The organism is Campylobacter sp. S4:11, assembly GCF_024723695.1.
GTDB classification, from domain to species: domain Bacteria; phylum Campylobacterota; class Campylobacteria; order Campylobacterales; family Campylobacteraceae; genus Campylobacter_D; species Campylobacter_D jejuni_C.
In genome coordinates this window covers 21,632-41,683 of the sequence record NZ_JANQDC010000004.1, presented here as the reverse complement: position 1 = coordinate 41,683, position 20,052 = coordinate 21,632, and the positions used below count along the sequence as shown (strand labels likewise).

21 protein-coding genes are annotated in these 20,052 nt (G+C 30.1%); 8 read left to right on the top strand and 13 right to left on the bottom strand.

Going from position 1 to position 20,052, the window contains the following annotated elements:
• Positions 1-2 precede the first annotated feature (2 nt).
• From CAMP5053_RS02085 to CAMP5053_RS02075, 3 genes are read right to left on the bottom strand one after another with little or no spacing between them, the layout of a single operon-like run.
• Complete coding sequence (locus CAMP5053_RS02085) at positions 3-1,169, bottom strand: sulfate adenylyltransferase (protein WP_214099845.1); 1,167 nt, start codon at positions 1,167-1,169, stop codon at positions 3-5.
• Entirely contained in the window at positions 1,147-2,022 is an 876-nt protein-coding gene (locus CAMP5053_RS02080; protein ID WP_337217181.1) for a hypothetical protein, read from the bottom strand. The genes CAMP5053_RS02085 and CAMP5053_RS02080 overlap by 23 nt, the downstream gene beginning before the upstream one ends.
• The gene (locus CAMP5053_RS02075; protein ID WP_214125058.1) at positions 2,019-3,134 is read right to left on the bottom strand and encodes a bifunctional 2-C-methyl-D-erythritol 4-phosphate cytidylyltransferase/2-C-methyl-D-erythritol 2,4-cyclodiphosphate synthase; all 1,116 of its coding nucleotides are present in this window, start codon (positions 3,132-3,134) and stop codon (positions 2,019-2,021) included. Before CAMP5053_RS02075 ends, CAMP5053_RS02080 begins: the two co-directional genes overlap by 4 nt.
• 107 nt (positions 3,135-3,241) lie before the next feature.
• Here CAMP5053_RS02075 and CAMP5053_RS02070 point away from each other — a divergent pair, with 107 nt between their 5' ends.
• Together CAMP5053_RS02070 and CAMP5053_RS02065 are read left to right on the top strand one after the other, a co-directional pair.
• Positions 3,242-4,345 carry an Mrp/NBP35 family ATP-binding protein gene (locus CAMP5053_RS02070; protein WP_214099847.1) on the top strand — a complete coding sequence of 368 codons (1,104 nt, stop codon included), beginning with the start codon at positions 3,242-3,244 and terminating at the stop codon, positions 4,343-4,345.
• 10 nt (positions 4,346-4,355) lie between these two features.
• Entirely contained in the window at positions 4,356-5,519 is a 1,164-nt protein-coding gene (locus CAMP5053_RS02065; RefSeq protein ID WP_261529605.1) for a 2,3,4,5-tetrahydropyridine-2,6-carboxylate N-succinyltransferase, read from the top strand.
• A gap of 10 nt (positions 5,520-5,529) precedes the next feature.
• Here CAMP5053_RS02065 and CAMP5053_RS02060 read toward each other — a convergent pair whose 3' ends face one another.
• The 4 genes from CAMP5053_RS02060 to galU form a co-directional block, all read right to left on the bottom strand.
• Entirely contained in the window at positions 5,530-6,411 is an 882-nt protein-coding gene (locus CAMP5053_RS02060) for an Mbeg1-like protein (RefSeq protein WP_337217180.1), read from the bottom strand.
• 9 nt (positions 6,412-6,420) lie between these two features.
• Complete coding sequence (locus CAMP5053_RS02055) at positions 6,421-6,870, bottom strand: Dps family protein (protein WP_087700678.1); 450 nt, start codon at positions 6,868-6,870, stop codon at positions 6,421-6,423.
• A gap of 129 nt (positions 6,871-6,999) precedes the next feature.
• Positions 7,000-8,223 carry a glucose-6-phosphate isomerase gene (locus CAMP5053_RS02050; RefSeq protein WP_337217203.1) on the bottom strand — a complete coding sequence of 408 codons (1,224 nt, stop codon included), beginning with the start codon at positions 8,221-8,223 and terminating at the stop codon, positions 7,000-7,002.
• On the bottom strand, positions 8,213-9,043 hold the full coding sequence (gene galU / locus CAMP5053_RS02045; protein ID WP_087700679.1) for a UTP--glucose-1-phosphate uridylyltransferase GalU: 831 nt from the start codon (positions 9,041-9,043) through the stop codon (positions 8,213-8,215). The genes CAMP5053_RS02050 and galU overlap by 11 nt, the downstream gene beginning before the upstream one ends.
• A 74-nt stretch (positions 9,044-9,117) precedes the next feature.
• Between galU and CAMP5053_RS02040 the strand changes: the two genes are divergently transcribed.
• Positions 9,118-9,699, top strand: a complete 582-nt coding sequence (locus tag CAMP5053_RS02040; protein ID WP_214135645.1) for an IMPACT family protein — start codon at positions 9,118-9,120, stop codon at positions 9,697-9,699.
• Positions 9,700-9,718: 19 nt separating this feature from the next.
• On the opposite strand, the gene CAMP5053_RS02035 is transcribed toward CAMP5053_RS02040, so the two are convergent.
• From CAMP5053_RS02035 to CAMP5053_RS02025, 3 genes are read right to left on the bottom strand one after another with little or no spacing between them, the layout of a single operon-like run.
• Positions 9,719-10,051 carry a hypothetical protein gene (locus CAMP5053_RS02035; RefSeq protein ID WP_039627883.1) on the bottom strand — a complete coding sequence of 111 codons (333 nt, stop codon included), beginning with the start codon at positions 10,049-10,051 and terminating at the stop codon, positions 9,719-9,721.
• A 50-nt stretch (positions 10,052-10,101) separates the two neighbouring features.
• Positions 10,102-10,434, bottom strand: coding sequence for a hypothetical protein (locus tag CAMP5053_RS02030; protein ID WP_039617462.1), 333 nt, complete (start codon positions 10,432-10,434; stop codon positions 10,102-10,104).
• Positions 10,431-12,005, bottom strand: a complete 1,575-nt coding sequence (locus tag CAMP5053_RS02025) for an ABC-F family ATP-binding cassette domain-containing protein (RefSeq protein WP_087700682.1) — start codon at positions 12,003-12,005, stop codon at positions 10,431-10,433. Before CAMP5053_RS02025 ends, CAMP5053_RS02030 begins: the two co-directional genes overlap by 4 nt.
• 53 nt (positions 12,006-12,058) lie before the next feature.
• Here CAMP5053_RS02025 and CAMP5053_RS02020 point away from each other — a divergent pair, with 53 nt between their 5' ends.
• Both CAMP5053_RS02020 and CAMP5053_RS02015 read left to right on the top strand, forming a co-directional pair.
• Positions 12,059-13,063 (top strand): diguanylate cyclase domain-containing protein, encoded by a 1,005-nt coding sequence (locus tag CAMP5053_RS02020; protein WP_087700683.1) that lies wholly within the window; start codon positions 12,059-12,061, stop codon positions 13,061-13,063.
• Between the two features lies 1 nt (position 13,064).
• Positions 13,065-14,432 carry a phosphomannomutase/phosphoglucomutase gene (locus CAMP5053_RS02015; RefSeq protein WP_337217179.1) on the top strand — a complete coding sequence of 456 codons (1,368 nt, stop codon included), beginning with the start codon at positions 13,065-13,067 and terminating at the stop codon, positions 14,430-14,432.
• Here CAMP5053_RS02015 and tilS read toward each other — a convergent pair.
• Positions 14,413-15,375, bottom strand: a complete 963-nt coding sequence (tilS, locus tag CAMP5053_RS02010; protein ID WP_337217178.1) for a tRNA lysidine(34) synthetase TilS — start codon at positions 15,373-15,375, stop codon at positions 14,413-14,415. The genes CAMP5053_RS02015 and tilS overlap by 20 nt on opposite strands.
• Positions 15,365-16,681 (bottom strand): 30S ribosomal protein S12 methylthiotransferase RimO, encoded by a 1,317-nt coding sequence (rimO, locus tag CAMP5053_RS02005; RefSeq protein ID WP_337217177.1) that lies wholly within the window; start codon positions 16,679-16,681, stop codon positions 15,365-15,367. The genes tilS and rimO overlap by 11 nt, the downstream gene beginning before the upstream one ends.
• Before the next feature lie 76 nt (positions 16,682-16,757).
• Between rimO and prfB the strand changes: the two genes are divergently transcribed.
• From prfB to CAMP5053_RS01990, 3 genes are read left to right on the top strand one after another with little or no spacing between them, the layout of a single operon-like run.
• A complete protein-coding gene (gene prfB / locus CAMP5053_RS02000) occupies positions 16,758-17,858 on the top strand; it encodes a peptide chain release factor 2 (RefSeq protein WP_039617474.1) in 1,101 nt (366 codons plus the stop codon).
• A 19-nt stretch (positions 17,859-17,877) separates the two neighbouring features.
• The gene (locus tag CAMP5053_RS01995; RefSeq protein WP_087700687.1) at positions 17,878-18,714 is read left to right on the top strand and encodes a universal stress protein; all 837 of its coding nucleotides are present in this window, start codon (positions 17,878-17,880) and stop codon (positions 18,712-18,714) included.
• Positions 18,714-19,403 carry a potassium channel family protein gene (locus CAMP5053_RS01990; RefSeq protein ID WP_087700688.1) on the top strand — a complete coding sequence of 230 codons (690 nt, stop codon included), beginning with the start codon at positions 18,714-18,716 and terminating at the stop codon, positions 19,401-19,403. The genes CAMP5053_RS01995 and CAMP5053_RS01990 overlap by 1 nt, the downstream gene beginning before the upstream one ends.
• A 12-nt stretch (positions 19,404-19,415) precedes the next feature.
• Here CAMP5053_RS01990 and CAMP5053_RS01985 read toward each other — a convergent pair whose 3' ends face one another.
• A complete protein-coding gene (locus CAMP5053_RS01985) occupies positions 19,416-20,018 on the bottom strand; it encodes a BspA family leucine-rich repeat surface protein (RefSeq protein ID WP_087700689.1) in 603 nt (200 codons plus the stop codon).
• Between the last annotated feature and the right edge of the window lie 34 nt (positions 20,019-20,052).

Here is a 20,052-nt window from a genome sequence, read left to right as displayed (position 1 = left end):
GATTACACCATATATGACATTTGATGGAGTTTTATAAGTTGCTCGTAAAATTCTTTGTCGCTTCGATATTCTAAAATACCATGCGTAGGGAAAAGATTGCTATAGATATTTTGTTTATTATGAAAGCGATTTGGGAAAAGTTCAGATAAAATCAAAGCCGAAATTTCTCTTCTTATAAAAACTGCTGGTGGAATGATACCAAGTCTAAGTAAATTTTTTAAAGAATCGCCATGGTATTTCATATGATGATGAGCTCCATGCGGGCATGATTTGGTGCTTACTATCATTTTGCATTCATCGCAAAATACAAATTCAGGAAGTATGGTTACTTCTATATTATAATCTTTTGCAAAATCATCAAGCACAGTAAAGGCTCTGTTTTGATTAAAATACATTCCAAGCCCTGCGTGATTTTGTCCTACAAAAAGCTTATTGCAGTCAAAACTTTTAGCCAAAGCACACTCAAGAACTGGATTTAAATGTGAGGCAAAAATTTTGATATTATGCAAAGGTATGAGTAAAACCCTAGAAGATGGTAAGTAATTTTGTGCAAAAACATCAAAACAACGTTTTTTAAGTTTTAAGCTCAAACCATTATTTTCATAAGATTCTATAAGGAAAATAATCACTAGATCAGATTGCTCTATAGCCCATCTTAAAATTCTCTCATGTGCTCTGTGAAAAGGGTCAAAACTTGAAACAATAGCGGTAATATTAGAAGGGTTTAATCTTTTTTTGATTTTTTCAAAATCTTCTTTAATAGCTTTAATATGGTTATGATAAATTTCAAATTCCCCGCTAATGCAAGTTTTTCCAAAATCTTGGATTAAACAAGCATTGGGCCTAAAAATATCATTGCTGTTTTTATCATTTTCAAATTTACTTTCTAAGATGATATGTCCTATGATTTTATCATTGCAGATAAAATCTATTTTATCGCCAACTTTTGCATTTTTTAAAACTGTATTATTCTCTTCAGTGCTAGCGGGTGCAAAGGTTAGAGTGTAAGGAATTTTTTGATTATGGATCATTCCAGTAGTTAGGACTTCATCTCTTTCTTTTTGGTTCATCAATTTAGTAAAAGAACCAAAAATTCCTTCTTTGATAAAGCACAAAACCTCGTATTCTTCTTCTGAGATTATAATGCTATTTTTTCTTTGTAATGCCATATTTTTTCCTTTTTTCCCATAAAGACTTTCTTGAAATTCCTAATTTTTTAGATAAATCCGTATCAGGAAAGACATTTTGATAACTAATGATAATATGTTTAACATAATCATCAATAGTTAAAATCCCATTGCTTTCAAAGCTTTTTTCATCTTCATTTAGTTCTAAAATTTGAAATTCACTATGCTCAATATTCGCGCTTGTATGTATAATAACAGCTTTTTTTAAAGCAAGATTTAACACTTTCTCTTTTTCTAAAGGTTTTAAGGTTTGAAAATTGACTAAATAATATAAAGAATTATCCTTAAAAATCTTATCTAAATTTTGTTGGTGTGAAAGATCTATATAGATATTTGCGATATTGTGCTCATTGGTATAATTAAATACAAAATGATCAGCAAAAATTTGATTATTAGTTTTTAAAATCAAAGGCAATTTAAATTTCTTATAATCAAAAGTTGGTAGCTTTGCTGTTTCAAATTTATGTTTTAAATAAGATTGATAAGTATGATTTAATATGCTTATTTTTTTAAATTCTTGAAAATGCTTTATTTTACGCATTAATTCTTCTATCATGAAAGGCTTTTGTATATAATCACTCGCGCCAGCTTTTAATGGTGCTAAAACGGTATCTGAGCTTATGTAAGATATAAGTAAAATAATGATTTTATGCTTAAAAATTTCTATAATATGTTCAAAATTAGCCATGCTAGTAGAAAGCAAAATAACCTCGTAATCATGATGAGCAAGTTCATTAACATCTGCGATAATATCACAATCATAACCTATAGAATTAAGCTTTGAGCCTATACTTTGGGCTAAATAAAATTCATTTTCTACTATTAAAACTTTCATAATTTCATCCAATCAAAATATTTTAAATTTACACTTGCTAAAACCGCAATTCCTTCTTTTCTTCCTACAAAACCTAAATGCTCTGTGGTGGTGGCTTTGATATTGATTTTATTTGGTGTGGTTTTTAATGTTTTAGCGATATTAAAAACAATAGCTTCTTTAAAATCTTTCATCTTAGGTGTTTGGGCTATGATAGTAATATCAGCATTTACAAGCTCAAAACCATAATTTTGCACCAAAGTATAAGCATTTTGCAATAAAAGCATAGAATCAGCGTTTTTATACTGCATATCATTATCTGGGAAAAGTTCGCCAATATCTCCAAGCCCTGCTGCACCCAAAAGCGCATCAATTAGCGCATGAGCTAGCACATCTCCATCAGAATGAGCTTTTAAACCCATGCTTTCATGTACTTTTACCCCACCTAAAAGCAAAGCTCTTTGCTCTCCAAATTCATGCACATCAAAACCATTTCCATTAAAAATATCCCAAGATGGTTTTGGTAAATTTAAGCTTTTTAAATCTTCCTTAAAGGTAATTTTTTTAGCTAACTCATCACCTTGCACATACCAAATTTTACCACCAATAGCTTGTATAGCTGTGCTATCATCAGTGAAATTTGAGCTTTGCTCTAAAGCTTTTTTTAGCATACTCGTGCGTGAAAGTTGAGGGGTTTGTATGAGTTTTATTTTATCTCTATCAATAGCTTCTTGAGCATAAATTGTAGTATCACTTACTTTTAAAACAGGTGTAATGCAATCAGCTTTGTCATGATTTTCTATGATATTGTTAAAAAGATTTTTAGAAATCAAAACTCTTGCAACATCACTAACTAAAACATACTCGCTTTCAACCATACTTAAAGCATTGAGTAAAGATTGTGCTCTAGTTGCACCACCTTGGACAAATTTATATTCAGGAGCAAATTTTTTCATATAAGAAATATTACCAGAAGTAACAACTATTTGTTTAAAAGGATAAAAAGAACTTAAATTTTTAGTAGCATAAAGCCATAAAGGTTGTTCGCCTAGTCGTAAAAATTGCTTTTTTACCGGAGCATTAAATCTTGATGATTCTCCCGCAGATAGCATTATCAAGGAAATATCTAACATTTGTTACACCTTAATTTCTTATTAATGTTACGATATTATACACCATAAAAGCCAAAATTTATATTTATGTTAGTAGAATTAATCATTTTAAATAATAAGGAGAAAAATTGAAGGAAAAAATTGAAGAAAGACTAAAACAAGTTATATATCCAGGGTTTAAAAAAGATATAGTTAGTTTTGGTTTTGTAAAAAAAATTGAATCAAATGAAAATCAAGCACATATTGTAGTTGAAATCGTTTCAGCTAATGCTCAAATTGCACAAGAGCTTAGACTAAATATTGCAAATGCTTTAAAAGATTTAAATTTAGAGCTTAATTTAGAAATCATTCAACCAAAAATTCCTGAAGAAAAAAGCAACTCAAGAAGTGGTAAAAATATCGCTCCACAAATTAAAAATTTCCTTATGATTTCAAGTGGTAAAGGAGGGGTAGGTAAAAGTACTACAACTTTAAATTTAGCGATTTCTTTGGCTAAAATGGGCAAAAGAGTAGGGCTTTTAGATGCAGATATTTATGGACCAAATATACCAAGAATGCTTGGCGAGAGTAAAAGCAAACCTGAAATTGTAGGTCAAAAAATTCGTCCTATTTTATCTCATGGGGTTTATATGATGAGTATGGGTGTGCTAATAGAAGAGGGTAAAGGTTTGATGTGGCGTGGCTCTATGATTATGAAAGCGATTGAGCAACTTTTAGCTGATGTACTTTGGCCTGAACTTGATGTATTATTACTTGATATGCCTCCAGGAACAGGTGATGCACAAATTACCTTAGCTCAAAGCGTGCCAGTGAGTGCGGGTGTGTGCGTAAGTACTCCTCAAGTAGTGTCTTTAGATGATAGTAAAAGAGCGCTAGATATGTTTGAAAAATTACACATTCCTGTTGCGGGTATTATAGAAAATATGAGTGGCTTTTTATGCCCTGATAATGGTAAAGAATATGATATCTTTGGTAAAGGCACTACAGAAGAAATGGCAAAAGCTTATAAGTGTGATGTTTTAGCTCAAATTCCTATCGAAATGAGTGTAAGAGAAGGTGGAGATAGCGGTAAGCCTGTGAGTTTTTATATGCCTGAGAGTGTAAGTTCAAAAAGATATTTGCAAGCTGCTGAAAAAATTTGGGAATTTATAGAAAAGGTTAATCAAGAAGGTAAAGTAGATAATTCAGCTATTCAACCTATAATGAATGGCAAAAGTGCGTGCTCGCAATAAGGAGAAAAATATGCCAATAGAAAGTAAAGAAGAATTTTTGAATCTAATCAAGCAAATCGAACAAAGGATTAATTATAAAAAGCCTAAAGCTTTTGCTATAGCAAGACTTGATCTAAGTCAAGTTGATCCTAGTAAAAAACTTCAAGCTAATTTTGGTGTGATTAATTTTGAGCAAAATTATGCCGCTGCAGCTGTTATGTTTGAAGCTTTTTTTAGAAGAGGGGTTGATGTTGATTTTAATGAAAGTGAGTTTGTGGCTACTTTGATTAAAGAAGATTTGGATTTTGCGCTTGAATGTTTTGCGCCATTTTTGCAAGAGCAAGGTCATAAAAATATAGAAGCAATCAAAGCAGCAAAGGAAAATTTTAGAGAAAATGCTTTTTCTTTTGTTTGTATTTTTGAAGATGAAGTACCAAAAAGTTTAGAAAGTGTGTATTTAAAACTTTACTTGCTTTCAAATAAAAAAGTGCCTTTAAGAAGCTTAAATTTAACAGGTGCTTTTGGGATTTTACCAAATGTTGCATGGAGTGATAATAAGCCTATTGATTTGGACTTTTTAAGAGAAAATGAGATTGATTTAAAAATGAGTGGAAGGTATCCAAGGATTGATTATGTAGATAAATTTCCAAGGTTTTTAGCTCATGTTATTCCTGAGGATAATACTAGAATTTTAGAAAGCTCTAAAGTAAGAATGGGTGCGGTTTTAGCTGCAGGTACTACTATAATGCCAGGGGCTGCTTATGTGAATTTTAATGCAGGTACAACTGGAGCTTGTATGGTAGAAGGGCGTATTAGTTCTTCAGCTGTTGTGGGCGAAGGTAGCGACGTAGGAGGCGGTGCTTCTATACTTGGTGTTTTAAGTGGCACTAGTGGTAATGCTATTAGCATCGGTAAAGCTTGTCTTTTGGGTGCAAATTCAGTTACGGGAATTCCTTTAGGGGATAATTGTATCGTTGATGCAGGCATTGCTGTTTTAGAAGGGACTAAATTTGCTTTAAAAAATAAAGAAGAACTTCAAAAAATCAATCCTGATTTTAAATTTGATAAAGATATATACAAAGGTTTAGAATTAGCAGGATTAAATGGCTTGCATTTTAGACAAGATTCTCAAAGTGGAGTGATGATAGCAGCCTTTAATAAAAAGGCTGTAAAACTTAATGAAGATTTACATTAATTCTTAGCCCTTATGGGTTAAGAATTTTAAATAATTCATGTAGCTTATAAATACATATGCTAGGATGATGTTTAATGCTTCCTGTATGTAGTAAAATCTCCTTGCTATCTTTTTTATAAAGTTTTTGCACAAAATTAAAATTCCACCATTTGTAAGTTTTGAAATTTAAATTATGGGTGGTATTTATATGAAAATTTATATAAGAAAGATTTTGAAAGTTTTGGTTTAAACCAGGTGCTTGAAAGGCATAGGCTTCTTTTACCGCGCTAGGAAAGGTTCTTGCAAAAGTTTGAGCTAGATATCCTCCTAAAGAATGCCCTATGATGATGAGATTTTTATCAATGGTGTATTTTTGCTTGAGTTGATTGTAAAAATACTGCATGGATTGAATTTGGCCTTTTGGAGTTTTGTTAAGTAAAATCAAAAAATCACTATAAAGATCTTTAAAATCAAAACATAAAGGATTTAACTCACTTCCTGCAAAGGCTAAAATATAGTTTTTTCTTTTTTTATCATAAATAAAACTAGCTCTAAAACCCATTTTAGATTGAGGGTGTGTTTCATTGATGTGCTCAAGTATTTCATAATTTTTTACAAATTTTAAAGCTAAAAATGCATTGTTTAAACCACCTACGGGGATTTTTTCTTTTTTATAAAAAGGATTAGTTAAAGCTTTTATAATGGCTTTGTATTTTTGTAAACCTTCTTTTTGTAAGCTTTGATTTAAATATACATTAGCACAATAAGCCACCAAACTATAATCATATAATTTTTGCAATAAATCGATATTTTTTTCAAAATGAGTATGAAGTTTTAATAAGAGTATTTTTTCTCGGGAAGTTAAATTTGCTTTTTGACTTAAAGCAATAAAGCTTTGCAAGTCAAAAAACATTATAAATTCTTACATAGAGCAAGTATTTTGGATAGTTGAATTAAGCATCCAAAGAGCTTTTTCATATTTTGCAATATTTTCTTGAGCAAATGCTGCTGTTGTAGTATCGCTTGCTTTTTCAGCTTCTTCATTTAGCTTTTTAAATTCAGCCAAAAGATATTTATAATCTTCTCTAATAAGCTCTAAAACTTCTACTGGAGTAAAGCAATCTTTTTGAACCTTAGGTGCTTTTGCATTTTCTAATAAAGTGTTTGGGCAAACGATAGCTTTTTCTCCTAGTTGTAAAGCTCTTTCAGCACAATCATCAAAAAGCTCTGCCATTTCTTCGTAAGCTTTTTCTGTATATTCATGAATTGAAAAAAATTGTAAACCTTTTACATTCCAATGATAATTATGAAATTTAATCCATAAACTATGAGCATCCGCTTGTAATTGTAATAATTGTTTTGTTACTGACATGTTATCTCCTTTTTTATTTTTAAAAATTATAACATAAAATTCTTAAATAATAATTATTATTATCTAATAAATTTTAATGTTAGTAATTATTATATTTTCATTATACTCTTTTTTTACAATAAAGCAAATTTATTTACTTAGCATATTTTTTAGTATTAATTTCCCTACTTCAACACCAGGTTGATCATAAGTATTAATTCCAAGCATAATGCCACATGCAGAAGTAAATAACTCATAATAATACATCAAATACCCACAATGATAAGCATCTAATTTTTCAAGTTCTATTACATCAACACTTAAATTTTCAGCAATTAATGCATGCATGGTTGCATCACATTGAGCATTTAAAAGATCATGTAAATTGACCTCATTAGTAAAGTCACAATTTTGCAAATGATTAAAGCTTATATTTGGGATACTAGGAGATTTTTGACTATCTTTGATTTTTAAAAAAGTAACAGTTTTATCTTTAGGTCCATCCATGATAAGTTGTAAAAAGCTATGCTGATCTCTAGCGCCAATTAAAGCAATAGGAGTTAAACCTATGCGTTTAAAGCCTTGTTTTTTGCCTAGACTTTCAGCAATTAGTTGAATATACCATTCATTAAAGCCCTTAAAAGCATCTCCATAAGAAAAAAGCACATTAATATGTGCACTTTTATGTGTGCAGTAATGATAAGCCTTTTGCAAAATTTGATCACATTTTTTCTTAAAAAAATCCACATAACAAGCTTTTGCACCTTCTAATAAGGCTTTAGTATCATACCCACAAAAACTCAAAGGAACAATACCAATAGCAGATAAAACACTAAATCTACCTCCAACATTTTTAGGTATAAAAAAGCATTTTATGTTTAATTCTTCTCCTAGTTTGTGAAGTTTTGACTCAAAATCAGTAATAAACACAAAGTTTTCGTGTAAATTTTCATTTTTAAAATCAAAATGAGCAATGATGAGTTTAAATAAAGAAATCACCTCTATAGTTGTACCTGATTTACTTGCTATGATGAAAAGTGTTTTTTTGGGATTTATTTTTTGCATAGTTTGGGTAAAAGTATGTGAGGAAGTATTATCTATGATGAAAAGTTTTTTTTCTTCTACTTGATCAAATAAAAGCTCTTTTAAAGCTTTAACTCCACAACTTGATCCACCCATACCTACTAAAATAATATTTTCTATATGAGGTTTAGCTGCGATAAATTCTTTACTTTCTTTGATTAAATCAAAGCTTGTATCTACTAAGTGATAATACCCTATATCACCACTTTCTAACTCATCATTCATTCTATTTGCATAAGCGGTGATTTTTTTAAAATCTTGGGTTTTAAAAAATAAAGTATTATTTAGCATTTTTACTTTTCTCATAAAAATAATTTGTCGCTTCCACAAAGCCTTCTACGCTTCCACAGTCAAACCTTTTTCCTTTAAATTTATAAGCTAAAACCATATTGTTAGTTGCTTGTGAAAGTAAGGCATCGGTTAGTTGAATTTCTCCGTTTTTACCTGCTTTAGTATTTTCTAAAATACCAAAAATATCAGGCGTTAGAATGTATCTTCCTATGATGGCTAAATTGCTTGGAGCATCTTTTGGATCAGGTTTTTCTACCATAGAATTTACCATGATTAAATCCTCCTCCACAGCATTTCCTGCTATAACCCCATAATTTGAAACTTGATTGGCTTCAACCTCCATTACAGCTATAACAGAGCAGCGGTATTTTTCATAAATTTTTACCATTTGAGCTAGGACATTTACCCCATCTTCATTTACGCATAAATCATCTGCCAAAATTACCCCAAAAGCTTCATCTTGCACCAAAGGCTTTGCTTTTAAAACTGCATCTCCTAAGCCTTTCATTTCATTTTGTCTTGTAAAAGTAAAAGTGCAACGATCTATGAGTGTCCTTATTTCACTTAAAAGATATTCTTTTTTAGTACCTGCGATTTGGTGTTCAAGTTCATAAGAAATATCAAAATAATCCTCCAAAGCTCTTTTTCCACGTCCTGTAACAAAGCCCATAGTTTCCATACCAGCTTCTAAAGCCTCATCTACACCATAATGAATTAAAGGCTTAGTTAGTATAGGTAGCATTTCTTTAGGTAGGGTTTTTGTAGCAGGTAAAAATCTAGTACCATAACCTGCTGCAGGAAAAATACAAGTTTGAAGCATAGTTTATCCTTAAATTTTTATAAGTTGTTTTGATTATAATTTTATTTAAATATTATAACTAATTTAAGGAAAATATGAAAACCATTGATCAAATTTATCAAGCAAAAATAGAAATTAAAAAATCAACTTTTTTGTCTTTTTTATGTCCTTTTGAAGATTTTCAAACTTTAATGCAAAAACTAAGAAATGAGCATTTAAAAGCCGTGCATTTTGTATATGCTTATAGGTATTTAAATGAATTTGATCAAATCATAGAAGATAAAAGCGATGATGGCGAACCAAAAGGAACTTCTGCTATGCCTTGTTTGAATGTTTTAAGAGGAGCTTTGCTTGTTAATTGTGCGGTGATTGTGGTGCGTTATTTTGGAGGGATTAAACTTGGTACAGGTGGTCTTGTAAGAGCTTATAGTGAAGCTACAAATGAAGCTATTTTAAATGCAACGCTTTTAGAATTTGAAGCTAAAAATGTTTTAAATTTAAACATTCCTTTTCATCTTTATGCAAGATTTGAGCATTTTTTAAATAAAAATAACATTTCATATGAAAAAAAATTTCAAGAAAATGTTGAATTGTTTTTAAGTGTTAATGCAAAAGAAGAAGAGGAATTTAAAAAATTTGCAAAAGAGTTTGAATTTAGTGGACTTATTTGGAAGTAAGCGTTTGCTTACTTCATTTTCATAAAGAATTTAAAAGATCTTTTACCATATCTTTTTGTGGCTCTTGTTTTTCTTCTATATTGGCTTGCATAGGAGTTTCGTTTTGTCCTCTAAAACGATAATTATAAATATTTGACATATTTGAGCTAAAAATTCCTGTGCTAAATTGATCTTGACTCATAGCTTTTGAAAAAAGCTCATCAAGTTTTATGCTTTGCTCGTTTAAATTTTCACTATTGTTTTGACTAAGTAAAGACATAAAGTCTTCATTAGCTCCTTGAGTGCTTTTATAAGCACTACTTTGACCATATCCATACTCTTTAACCGATAAATTATCATGGTTAACTTGCATGTTTTCTCCTTTCAAAATATTACAAGGAAAAAACAAGCAAAAATTATTCCTTAATCACCATGAGTTGGGTAGTATTCCGCTTCTATTTCATTGTTTTTAATAAACTCTTCTCTAGCTTTATTACAGCGTTCATCCCTTAGTTTTCTATAAGCATTTCTACTTTCTAATTCTTGAGAAGTTAAAGGGCGATCTTCTAAAAATGAAATGTGAAAATAAGTATCATCTTCTTTACTGAATTTTTCATAAAATTCAACATAGTCAAAATAATCTTTTTCGCTTTGAAAATCAATACTTTCTTCTACATAGATAGTTGGGCCAAAACCCCTGTGATTTTGAGTAAAATGTCCAAAACCAGCTGCATATTTTATCTTAAACGAATTCATTCTAAACCTCCTAAAAATTCGTCATAACTTCCTTTAAAGTCTGTTAATTTTCCATCTTCTAAAAACCATATACGATTAGCAAAAGCACTAATTAGCTCTCTATCGTGGCTTATGCATATCACACAACCTTTGAAATTATACAAGGCTTCGCCTAATGCAATGATACTTTCAAGATCTAAATGATTATCCGGTTCATCTAAAAGCAAGAAATTTCCACGTTCTAACATTAATTTTGAAAGCATTAAGCGGTGTTTTTCACCCCCGCTTAAGCTAGAAGCCATTTTTTCTTGATCACTTCCGCTAAAGAGCATTCTACCAAGACATTTGCGAATTTCGTCTAAATCTTTGAATTTTTCACTCATTAGCCATTCATAAAGTTTCAAATCTTCATTAATTAAATTCGTCGTATCTTGTGAAAAATATCCCATTTCTATGGTAGCACCAAGATGGATGTGGCCACTATCGGGTTCTAATTTTGAAGCAATGATTTTAGCTAAAGTGCTTTTTCCAACACCATTTGCACCGATTAGGGCTATTTTATCACCTTTTTCTAATTTTAATTCTAAATTTTCAAATAAAGTTCTATCATAAGCTTTGCTAATACCTTTTAATTCTAAAACTTCATTTCCTATTTCTCTATTAGTTCTAAAAACTATGCTAGGATCACGCCTGCTTGAAGTTTTAATCTCTTCAAGTTCAAGTTTTTCTAAAGCTTTGGCTCTACTTGTAGCTTGTTTGGCTTTTGAAGCATTAGCGCTAAAACGACGTATGAAATTTTCTAATTCTTCTCTTTCTTTTAAAGTTTTATCGCGTTTGAGTTCAGCTTGTTTAGCAAGTAAGGTTGAAGCCATGTACCAATCATCATAATTTCCAGCAAAATCGCGTATTTGTTTAAAATCCACATCTAAAATTCTTGTACAAACTTTATTTAGAAAATGTCTATCATGACTAATTACTACTAAAGTTCCCTCATGTCTTAAAAGTTCATTTTCAAGCCAAGAAATAGCTTCTAAGTCAAGGTTGTTTGTAGGTTCATCTAAAAATAATACATCAGCACCTAAAAACAATACTTGTGCTAATAAAACTTTAAATTTATCCGCACTTTGTAAAGTACTCATGAGAGCATTAAAATCTTTTATATTTAAAGAACTAAGAATTTTTTCACATCTAAGCTCACAATCATAGTTTGGATCTTCTTCTGCTGTTATGATTTCAAGCTCGCTTAATCTATCATTGATTGCATCGGTAAATTCTTCACTCATATAAAGTTTTTCTTTTTCTTTTAGTGCATCATATAATCTTTTATTTGCACACATTACCGCATCTTTGATAGTGTAGTTTTCAAAAGCAAATTGATCTTGTCCTAACACTGCGATTTTTAAATTTGGATCTATGCAAATTTCTCCACTGCTTGATTCTATTTCGCCTGAGAGAATTTTTAAAAAGGTTGATTTTCCTGCACCATTTGCGCCTATAAGCCCATATCTTTCACCACGGTTTAATTTTAAATTTACATCTTCAAATAATAACTGATTTGCAAAACGCATAGTGAGATTTTTTACTTCTACCATTAATATCCTTAAAATATTTTTGCTATAATTTTAACAAAAAAAGGTTTATTATTTTGGATTTTTCGTATTTATTGTTAAAAACATTGCCTAGTATGACTTTGGTTTTTAATATCTTAGCTTTATTTTTAGCTTATTTTTTTAAGCAAAATAAGATTTTTTTCTTACTTTTGTTGATTTTATGTGCTAGAGCTTTATCTTTAGTGGCAAGTGAATATCAAGCGCATTTGTTTATCTCGGTGTTTTTACCTTTTTCTTTTGTGCTTTTTGTGTTTTTACAAGATAGCAAACTTGTGTTTGAAAGAATTAATCTCATTAAATTTGCGTATTTAGCCTTCATGGGTTTTGTAGCGTTAATACTTAGCACAAGCACTAATTTTAATGCAAGTATTACAAGTGAAATTTTTGGCCTTTCAACGCAATTTTTTAAGCCTATTAGTGAGTTAAGCTTTTGTGTGTTTTGGGTGGGAATGATATTTTTATTATTTTCGTATTTTAAAAACAATGATTTTCATTTTTTACTAGCTTATATGGGCTTGAGTGTGCAGTTTTTATTTTACAATAGTGTTGATTTGGGTTATTATGAATTTGCTTCTTTGGTGTTGATAGGATTTTTAGTGTATAAAGCTTATAAAATAGCCTTTTTTGACACTTTAACCAATTTGCCAAATTTAAAAGCCTTAAGAAGATATGCTCAAGGGCTTGAAAATTTTCATTTAGCCTTGATTGAAGTAAAAAATATCAATGAAATTTATCATCAAAAAGGCTCAAAAATAGGTGAGTTTATAATGCATGAATTTGCTAGGATTTTAAAAAAAGCTTTACATGCTAGGGTTTTTAAAGATGATAAGGATTATTTTATCATTGTATTTGAAAATGAAAATATAGCTTTTGTGCAAAGCAAGCTTCAAATGCTTGAAAATTTTATGCAAAAATATAGTTTTGAATTGAAAGAGCAAAATGCAAAATTAGAAATTAAACTTTGTTTATCAAGCAAAAATGAAAACATAGAAGAAAGTTTAAAACAAGCAAAATTAGAACTTAGAAGACAAAAGGATTAAAATGTTAGATTTGATTTTTAGAGAGTATGATATAAGAGGGCTTTACCCAAGTGAGTTAAATGAAAAAAGTGTAAAAGCCATAGGCTATGCTTTGGGTTTAGAAATGAAATCAAGAGGTTGCGAGAAAGTAAGCGTAGGTTATGATGCAAGATATAGTGCAAATGAACTTTTTAATTATTTAATCAGTGGTTTAAATAAAACTAATATGCAAGTTTTTAATATAGGCTTAGCACCAACTCCTATGGGGTATTTTAGTTTATTTTTTGATGATATTTTTGATGCAAATATTATGATAACAGGTTCGCACAATCCAAAAGAATACAATGGCTTTAAAATCACGATTAACAAAGAAAGTTTTTTTGGTACTGATTTGAAAAAGCTTTCTTTAAAAGTGCAAGAGTATTTAGAACTTGAAATCAATGATGATTTAAGATATGAAAATTATGATGTTAAAAGCTTATATATAGACTTTTTAGCTAAACATTTTTCACATCTTAAGGGCTATAAAGAAAAAATCATTATTGATTGTGCAAATGGAGCTACTGGAGTGATTATAAAGCCTTTGGTGGAAAAATTAAATCTTAATGCGCAAATTTTATTTGAAAATCCTGATGGAAATTTCCCAAATCACGCACCCGATCCAACAGAGCTTGAAAATTTACACGCATTGCAAGTTGCGCTAAAAGAAAATGAAAACGCAAAAATGGGCTTTGCTTTTGATGGAGATGGAGATCGTTTAGTAGTCGCAAGTAAAGATTATGTGTTTAAGGGTGATGAGCTTTGTTATTTATTTGCTAAAAATATAAAAAATCCTAGAGTTTTAGGTGAAGTAAAATGCTCTAAAAACCTCTTTGATGAGGTAGCTAAATTTGGTTTTATCATGATGGGTAAGACCGGGCATTCTAACATTAAAAAAATGATGAAAGAGCAAAATATCGACATAGCAGCAGAGCTTAGTGGGCATATTTTCTTTAAAGATAGATATTTTGGTTATGATGATGGAATTTATGCATTTTTAAGAACCTTAGAGCTTTTAGTAAATGGTTTTGATATAGAAAAATTAGTTAAAGAGTTACCAAAACTTTATGCAAGTGAAGAGATTAAGCTTAAGGTTAGTGAGGAAAATAAATTTCAAATCATAGAAAAATTTAAAGAAAAAATAAAAGCAAACGCTTTTGAAAATGTGCTTGATTGTAATGAAATTGACGGAGTTAGAATCACTTTTAAAGAAGGCTGGGCACTTTTGCGTGCTTCTAACACAAGTCCATATCTTATCATGCGTGCTGAAGCTACAAGTGCTGAATTTAAAGACTTTTTAGAAACAAGAGTAAAAGAGCTTTTTGAAGAAATCATAAAAGAGCTTGCATAAGTTCTTTTACATCAATATTTTTTGTGTATAAATATGCTCTTAAGAGTTTAGGGATTTTTGCTTTTCTGTAAATTTCTTTAAATTCTTTTGGTATTTTCTCACAACTTATAAAAGGAAAAATCAATACTTTTTCTTGCATATAAACAATGCCTATTTTATGCGAAATCACTCCATCGCCTTTTAATACTTCTTGTCTTTGTTTAGCACTTAAAAGTACTCCAAGTTTTTTAAAACATTTTGCGATTAAACTTTCATCTTTATGAGTAATGTAAATATTTTTAAATTCATAAGTATTTTCTTCTTTTAAGTCTTTTTCTAGGTATTTAAAGCTCTTTCTTACTCCATTTGGATAAAGCTTTAAAAACTCATTAGTAAAATTTTTGCGTATGAAATTTCTAAAATATTTTTCATCATCATTGCTCTCATCATGAAAATAAGTGATATTGTTTTCTTTTAAGTAATTTGAAATTTCTTCTTTAGGAATTTCAAGCAAGGGTCTTATGATAGTAAAATATTTTCTTTTTTCAATATCTTTAAAACCAAGTAATTCTCTAAGCCCTGCACCTTTAGAAAATTGCATTAAAAACCACTCTAGTTTATCATTTAAATGGTGAGCTAGTAAAAGATTATTATAAGAGTGATTTTTGCAAAGTTCTTCAAAAAACTCATAACGTAAAGCTCTTGCGCAAGCTTCGAAATTTTTTGTTATTTTGGGTGCGGTTTTGATATAAATTTTTTTATGAAAACGCTTGGCTAATTCTTTAGCACTTTGTTCTTCTTTATCACTATTTTTGCGAGTTTTATAGTTTATAAAAGCAAGATCAAAATCTATATTTTTTTCTAAAAGCATGAAAAATAAAGCACTAGAATCACTCCCGTGAGAAAACGCTAAAAGATTTCTCCCTTGCTTTAAATGATTTAAATATTTGCTATCAATCATCAAGCTTTCTTAAGGCTTTTGCAATGAGTTTTTTATCTAAGCTCTGTGTGATTTCACACTCATAAAGCTCACCCATTTCTAAATTTCCACAATCACTTTCATTGATGAGAATTTCTCCATCTATATTTCTATCCCAACGCAAATCTTTTGCACCGATGAAAAATTCTCCTTCAGAGCTTTGTCCTTCGCAAAATGCTAAGGTTTTTTTACCAACTTGCTGATTAAAGCTTTTTTCTATGCATTCATCGACGATTTTTTCTATCACTTTTAATCTTGTATTGATGATTTTACTAGGAATTTGTTCCATTTCAAAAGCTGCGGTATCTTCTTCTTTAGAATAAGCAAAAACACTAATTCTATCAAAATCAAATTCTTTTATAAAAGCGCATAATTCTTCAAAATCCTCATCACTCTCTCCAGGGTGTCCTACTATAAAACCTGTGCGTAAAAATGAATTTGGGGCTTGTTTCATTAAATTTAAAAGCTCGATTAATTTAGCTTTATTAGCTCCACGTTTCATGATTTTAAGCATATTGTCACTGATGTGTTGCAAAGGCATATCAAAATAATTTACAAAAACTTTTGATTGAATGATCTTTTCTATTACTTCTTTACTAATGCTTGTTGGGTATAGATATAAAATTCTAGCAGCTTTTACACCTTGGATATCTTCTATAGCTTCAATAAGCTTTAAAAGTCCATCTTTTTGACCTTGATCAAATAAATACGAACTTGTATCTTGAGCGATAAAAGAAAAGTCTTTATAGCCTTTTTTAACAAGCTCTTTTACTTCATTTACAATGCTTTCTAAACTTCTTGATTTGAGTTTTCCTTTAAAGCTTGGTATGGCGCAAAATGAACATTTTTGATTGCACCCTTCAGCTATTTTGATAAAGGCGTGATAGTTAGAGCCTGTGATCACGCGATTGGTGTTTTTATCTTGTAAGTAAGTAGAATTTGAAAAAAGATTAGTTTTTTTAAGTATCATCTCATCAATTTTTTCATAATCTCCCACACCAGTAAAAAGATCAACTTCAGGTAGTTCTTTCATCAATTCCTCACGGTAGCGTTGCATTAAACAGCCTGTTACAACTAACAATGAATCTTTTTTTCTTTGCTCGTGTAAGTCTAAAATCGCATTAATGCTTTCTTTTTTAGCACTATCTATAAAGCCACAAGTATTTACAATCAAAACATCAGCTATGCTTGGCTCATCACAAATTTCATAATCACTTAATCTTCCAAGCATGATTTCACTATCAACTAAATTTTTATTACAACCTAAAGACATTAAAAAAAGTTTTGGCATATTTCTCACTTTAAATGTTTTATTTTTTGCTAAAATTATAAGATTAAATTATATCAAAATTAGAAAGAAAATTTTTATGGATAATTACGAATACAGCGAACTTTTAAAAAAATTAAAAAACAAAGTTGGAAATATCGCTTCTATCATTAAGCCTGAAGAGATAAAAGCAAGATTAAAAGAAATAGAAAATTTAGAAAATTCCCCTTCTTTTTGGAGTGATGTAAAACAAGCAGGAGTGATAGGTAAAGAAAAAACTAAAATTTCAAATTTACTTAAAAATTATGAAAATGCAAATAATGCTTTAAATGATGCTAGCGAGCTTTTTGATCTAGCTAATAGTGAAAATGACTTAGATACTATAGAAGCTTTATTCGAAGATGCAAACAAGCTAGAAGATCTTATTGTAAATCTTGAAATTTCTATGCTTTTAAGCGGGGAAAATGATGGTAAAAACGCCATAGTTTCTATTCACCCAGGAGCGGGTGGAACGGAGAGTAATGACTGGGCTAGTATGCTTTATAGGATGTATTTGAGATTTTGTGAAAGAGAAGGTTTTAAAGTAGAAACACTTGACTTTCAAGAAGGCGAAGAAGCAGGACTTAAAGATGTTAGTTTTTTAGTAAAAGGTGAAAATGCTTATGGGTATTTAAAAGCTGAAAATGGTATTCATCGTTTAGTAAGAACTTCTCCATTTGATAGTGCAGGGCGTCGCCATACGAGTTTTTCTAGTGTGATGGTTTCACCTGAACTTGATGATGATATAGAAATAGAAATTGAAGAAAAAGATATAAGGATTGATTATTATAGAGCAAGCGGAGCAGGTGGGCAGCATGTTAATAAAACTGAATCAGCAGTGCGCATAACTCATATGCCAAGTGGTATAGTAGTGCAATGTCAAAACGATAGAAGCCAACACAAAAACAAAGCAACTGCTTTTAAAATGCTAAAATCACGCCTTTATGAGCTTGAGCTTATGAAACAACAAGATGAAGCAAATTCAAGCGAAAAAAGTGAGATAGGCTGGGGTCATCAAATCCGCTCTTATGTGCTTTTTCCTTATCAACAAGTTAAAGATACACGCTCAAACGAAGCTTTTTCGCAGGTTGATAATATTTTAGATGGGGATATTAAAAAAATCATAGAAGGTGTTTTAATAGCGCAAAAAGCACAAGATTAATACTACAAAAGGATATTAAATGGAAAAAATTCTAGTTTGTGTAGATGTTTTAGAGCCTTGTAGGGAAAGTTTGTATTATGGGGTGTATTTAGCTAAAAAGCTAGATTTACCTTTAATGTTTTTATATACCATAGAACCAAATTTTACTAATGCTGAATTAGCTTGTAGTTTTGGCATAGGTGCTAGTGGGTGTGTGATTGAAGATTTAGTAGAAGAGCAAAGTCAAAAAAATGAAAATCTTTGTAAAAAAGGGCAAAGAATTTTAGAAGAATTTTGTGCTTATGCAAAAGAACAAGGCGTAAAAGAATGCTTTAGTGTGCAAAAAGATGGAGATTTAGAAGAAGTTTTAAAAGAATATAATGATCAAATAAGATTAGCCATAGCAGGTTTAAAAGGCGGAGGTAAGAAAAATAAAATAGGCATTCATACAGAAGAATTAGTAAGAGCTTTAAATGTACCTATTTTGCTTGTAAATTCTGCTTTTAAAGAGATTAAAAGTGTGATGATGGCTTATGATGGGAGTAATTTAGCTAAAAAGGCTATAGAGCAAGCCATTAAAAGACCTATTTTTAAAGAAGCAAAGCGTTATGTGGTAAATGTTTCTAAAGATGAAAAAGCTTCTTGTGAGTTATTAGCTCAAGTAAGTCAAATTTTTAAAGAAGCAAATTTAAATGTACAAACTCAGCATTTAAGTGGAGAGATTACTCAGGCTTTATTTGATTTTGGTGAGCAAAATGATATAGATTTATTGATCATGGGAGCTTATTCGCATCATTGGTTAAAAAGTATTTTATTTGGTAGTTTGACAAATGATATTTTAACTAAGGCTAAAAAACCTTTATTGTTAATTCGCTAATGCTATATCATAGACTTTTAAATCATTATATTGGCATTTATCATAAAAGTACCAAACGATTTCTTTTTGTTTGGACTTTGCTTGCTGTGGTGCCTTTATTTTGTAGTTTTTTATTTGATGAGCTTGCTATTTATGCAACGGGTAAAATTACTTCTGAAATTTTATTTTTAATTTTAAATATTATTCCTATTATGGTGGCTATAGCATTGATGATGTTTTTGCTTATTAGTATTTGGGCTGCTTTTAGTAGTAAGATTAATATTAAAGAAAAATTTTTTATTATTTTATATGCTTATGTTTTGATATGGTTTGCGTATGGGAATTTGTATTATTTTTCTTGTGATGTAGATAATTATAATAGAATGTTAATTGCTACTCAAAAAAATGAAAATTTAGATATTGTAGATTTACAAGAAAAAGTTATAGAGGTGCAGTTTCAAACCCCCATAAGAGGAATTCATAATTTTTGGTCTTTAGATGATGACTTAAAACCTCAAATTCAAAATAGAATAAAGGGTTTGGTTGATTGTTATTATTTTAGTGGAGTTACTATGCTAACGATAGGTTTTGGCGATGTAACGCCCGTTAGTTCTTTGTTAAGATTATTTAGCGTATTTCAAGGTTTTTTAGGGCAGGTTATTGTTGTGATTGCTATGGGACTTTGGATTAACCAAGCAGGTAAGCAATAGCTTACCTTGCGATCAATGTTTTATAGCATATTTATTTTGTATTTCTTCGTGCCCTAGTATCTTTTGAATATTACAATTTTTATCAATGTCTAATTTTTTAACATCATAGTGAAAATTAGTACAATTATGCAATAAAAATGCCATTGTTTTAGCATTGTGTACATCCCATCTTGATAAATCTTGATCAAATTGTTTGCAGTTTTCAAACATATGTGCCATTGTAATGGCATTATGCACATCCCAATTTTCTACTTTATGATTAAATTTAAGACAATTACAAAACATATACTTGGTATCTTTAACATTTGACATATTCCAAGAAGATAAGTCTTGATCAAAAGATTCACAATCAAAAAACATTCCTTCCATGTTTTCAACATTTCTAACATTCCATTTAGAAATATCATGATTAAAGCTTTTGCAGCAATAAAACATATAAGACATATCTTTAACATTTGATACATCCCATTTTTCTATACCATTAAAATTAGTCCTAGTAGAATAGTAGAATAAATAAGACATATCCGTGATTAAGCTTACATCGATTTCATCTAAGGTAATAAGCTCTTCTCTAACAAGAGCAACTAATTCGCTTTTTGTTTTAGGCGTGAACATGTTAGCTCCTTTTTTGGTATTTATTTCATCTCAA

What these genes read in the sequence shown, in the direction of transcription:
- CAMP5053_RS02050 (WP_337217203.1), bottom strand. Translation starts at nt 8,223, where the DNA reads ATGCTAAATAATACTTTATTTTTTAAAACCCAAGATTTTAAAAAAATC.
- CAMP5053_RS02055 (WP_087700678.1), bottom strand. Translation starts at nt 6,870, where the DNA reads ATGTCAGTAACAAAACAATTATTACAATTACAAGCGGATGCTCATAGT.
- CAMP5053_RS01985 (WP_087700689.1), bottom strand. Translation starts at nt 20,018, where the DNA reads ATGTTCACGCCTAAAACAAAAAGCGAATTAGTTGCTCTTGTTAGAGAA.
- galU (WP_087700679.1), bottom strand. Translation starts at nt 9,043, where the DNA reads ATGCTTCAAACTTGTATTTTTCCTGCAGCAGGTTATGGTACTAGATTT.
- CAMP5053_RS02075 (WP_214125058.1), bottom strand. Translation starts at nt 3,134, where the DNA reads ATGTTAGATATTTCCTTGATAATGCTATCTGCGGGAGAATCATCAAGA.
- CAMP5053_RS02085 (WP_214099845.1), bottom strand. Translation starts at nt 1,169, where the DNA reads ATGGCATTACAAAGAAAAAATAGCATTATAATCTCAGAAGAAGAATAC.
- CAMP5053_RS02025 (WP_087700682.1), bottom strand. Translation starts at nt 12,005, where the DNA reads ATGGTAGAAGTAAAAAATCTCACTATGCGTTTTGCAAATCAGTTATTA.
- prfB (WP_039617474.1), top strand. Translation starts at nt 16,758, where the DNA reads ATGGATAATTACGAATACAGCGAACTTTTAAAAAAATTAAAAAACAAA.
- CAMP5053_RS02060 (WP_337217180.1), bottom strand. Translation starts at nt 6,411, where the DNA reads ATGTTTTTTGACTTGCAAAGCTTTATTGCTTTAAGTCAAAAAGCAAAT.
- CAMP5053_RS02015 (WP_337217179.1), top strand. Translation starts at nt 13,065, where the DNA reads ATGTTAGATTTGATTTTTAGAGAGTATGATATAAGAGGGCTTTACCCA.
- CAMP5053_RS02065 (WP_261529605.1), top strand. Translation starts at nt 4,356, where the DNA reads ATGCCAATAGAAAGTAAAGAAGAATTTTTGAATCTAATCAAGCAAATC.
- CAMP5053_RS02080 (WP_337217181.1), bottom strand. Translation starts at nt 2,022, where the DNA reads ATGAAAGTTTTAATAGTAGAAAATGAATTTTATTTAGCCCAAAGTATA.
- CAMP5053_RS01995 (WP_087700687.1), top strand. Translation starts at nt 17,878, where the DNA reads ATGGAAAAAATTCTAGTTTGTGTAGATGTTTTAGAGCCTTGTAGGGAA.
- rimO (WP_337217177.1), bottom strand. Translation starts at nt 16,681, where the DNA reads ATGCCAAAACTTTTTTTAATGTCTTTAGGTTGTAATAAAAATTTAGTT.
- CAMP5053_RS02035 (WP_039627883.1), bottom strand. Translation starts at nt 10,051, where the DNA reads ATGCAAGTTAACCATGATAATTTATCGGTTAAAGAGTATGGATATGGT.
- CAMP5053_RS02030 (WP_039617462.1), bottom strand. Translation starts at nt 10,434, where the DNA reads ATGAATTCGTTTAAGATAAAATATGCAGCTGGTTTTGGACATTTTACT.
- CAMP5053_RS01990 (WP_087700688.1), top strand. Translation starts at nt 18,714, where the DNA reads ATGCTATATCATAGACTTTTAAATCATTATATTGGCATTTATCATAAA.
- CAMP5053_RS02040 (WP_214135645.1), top strand. Translation starts at nt 9,118, where the DNA reads ATGAAAACCATTGATCAAATTTATCAAGCAAAAATAGAAATTAAAAAA.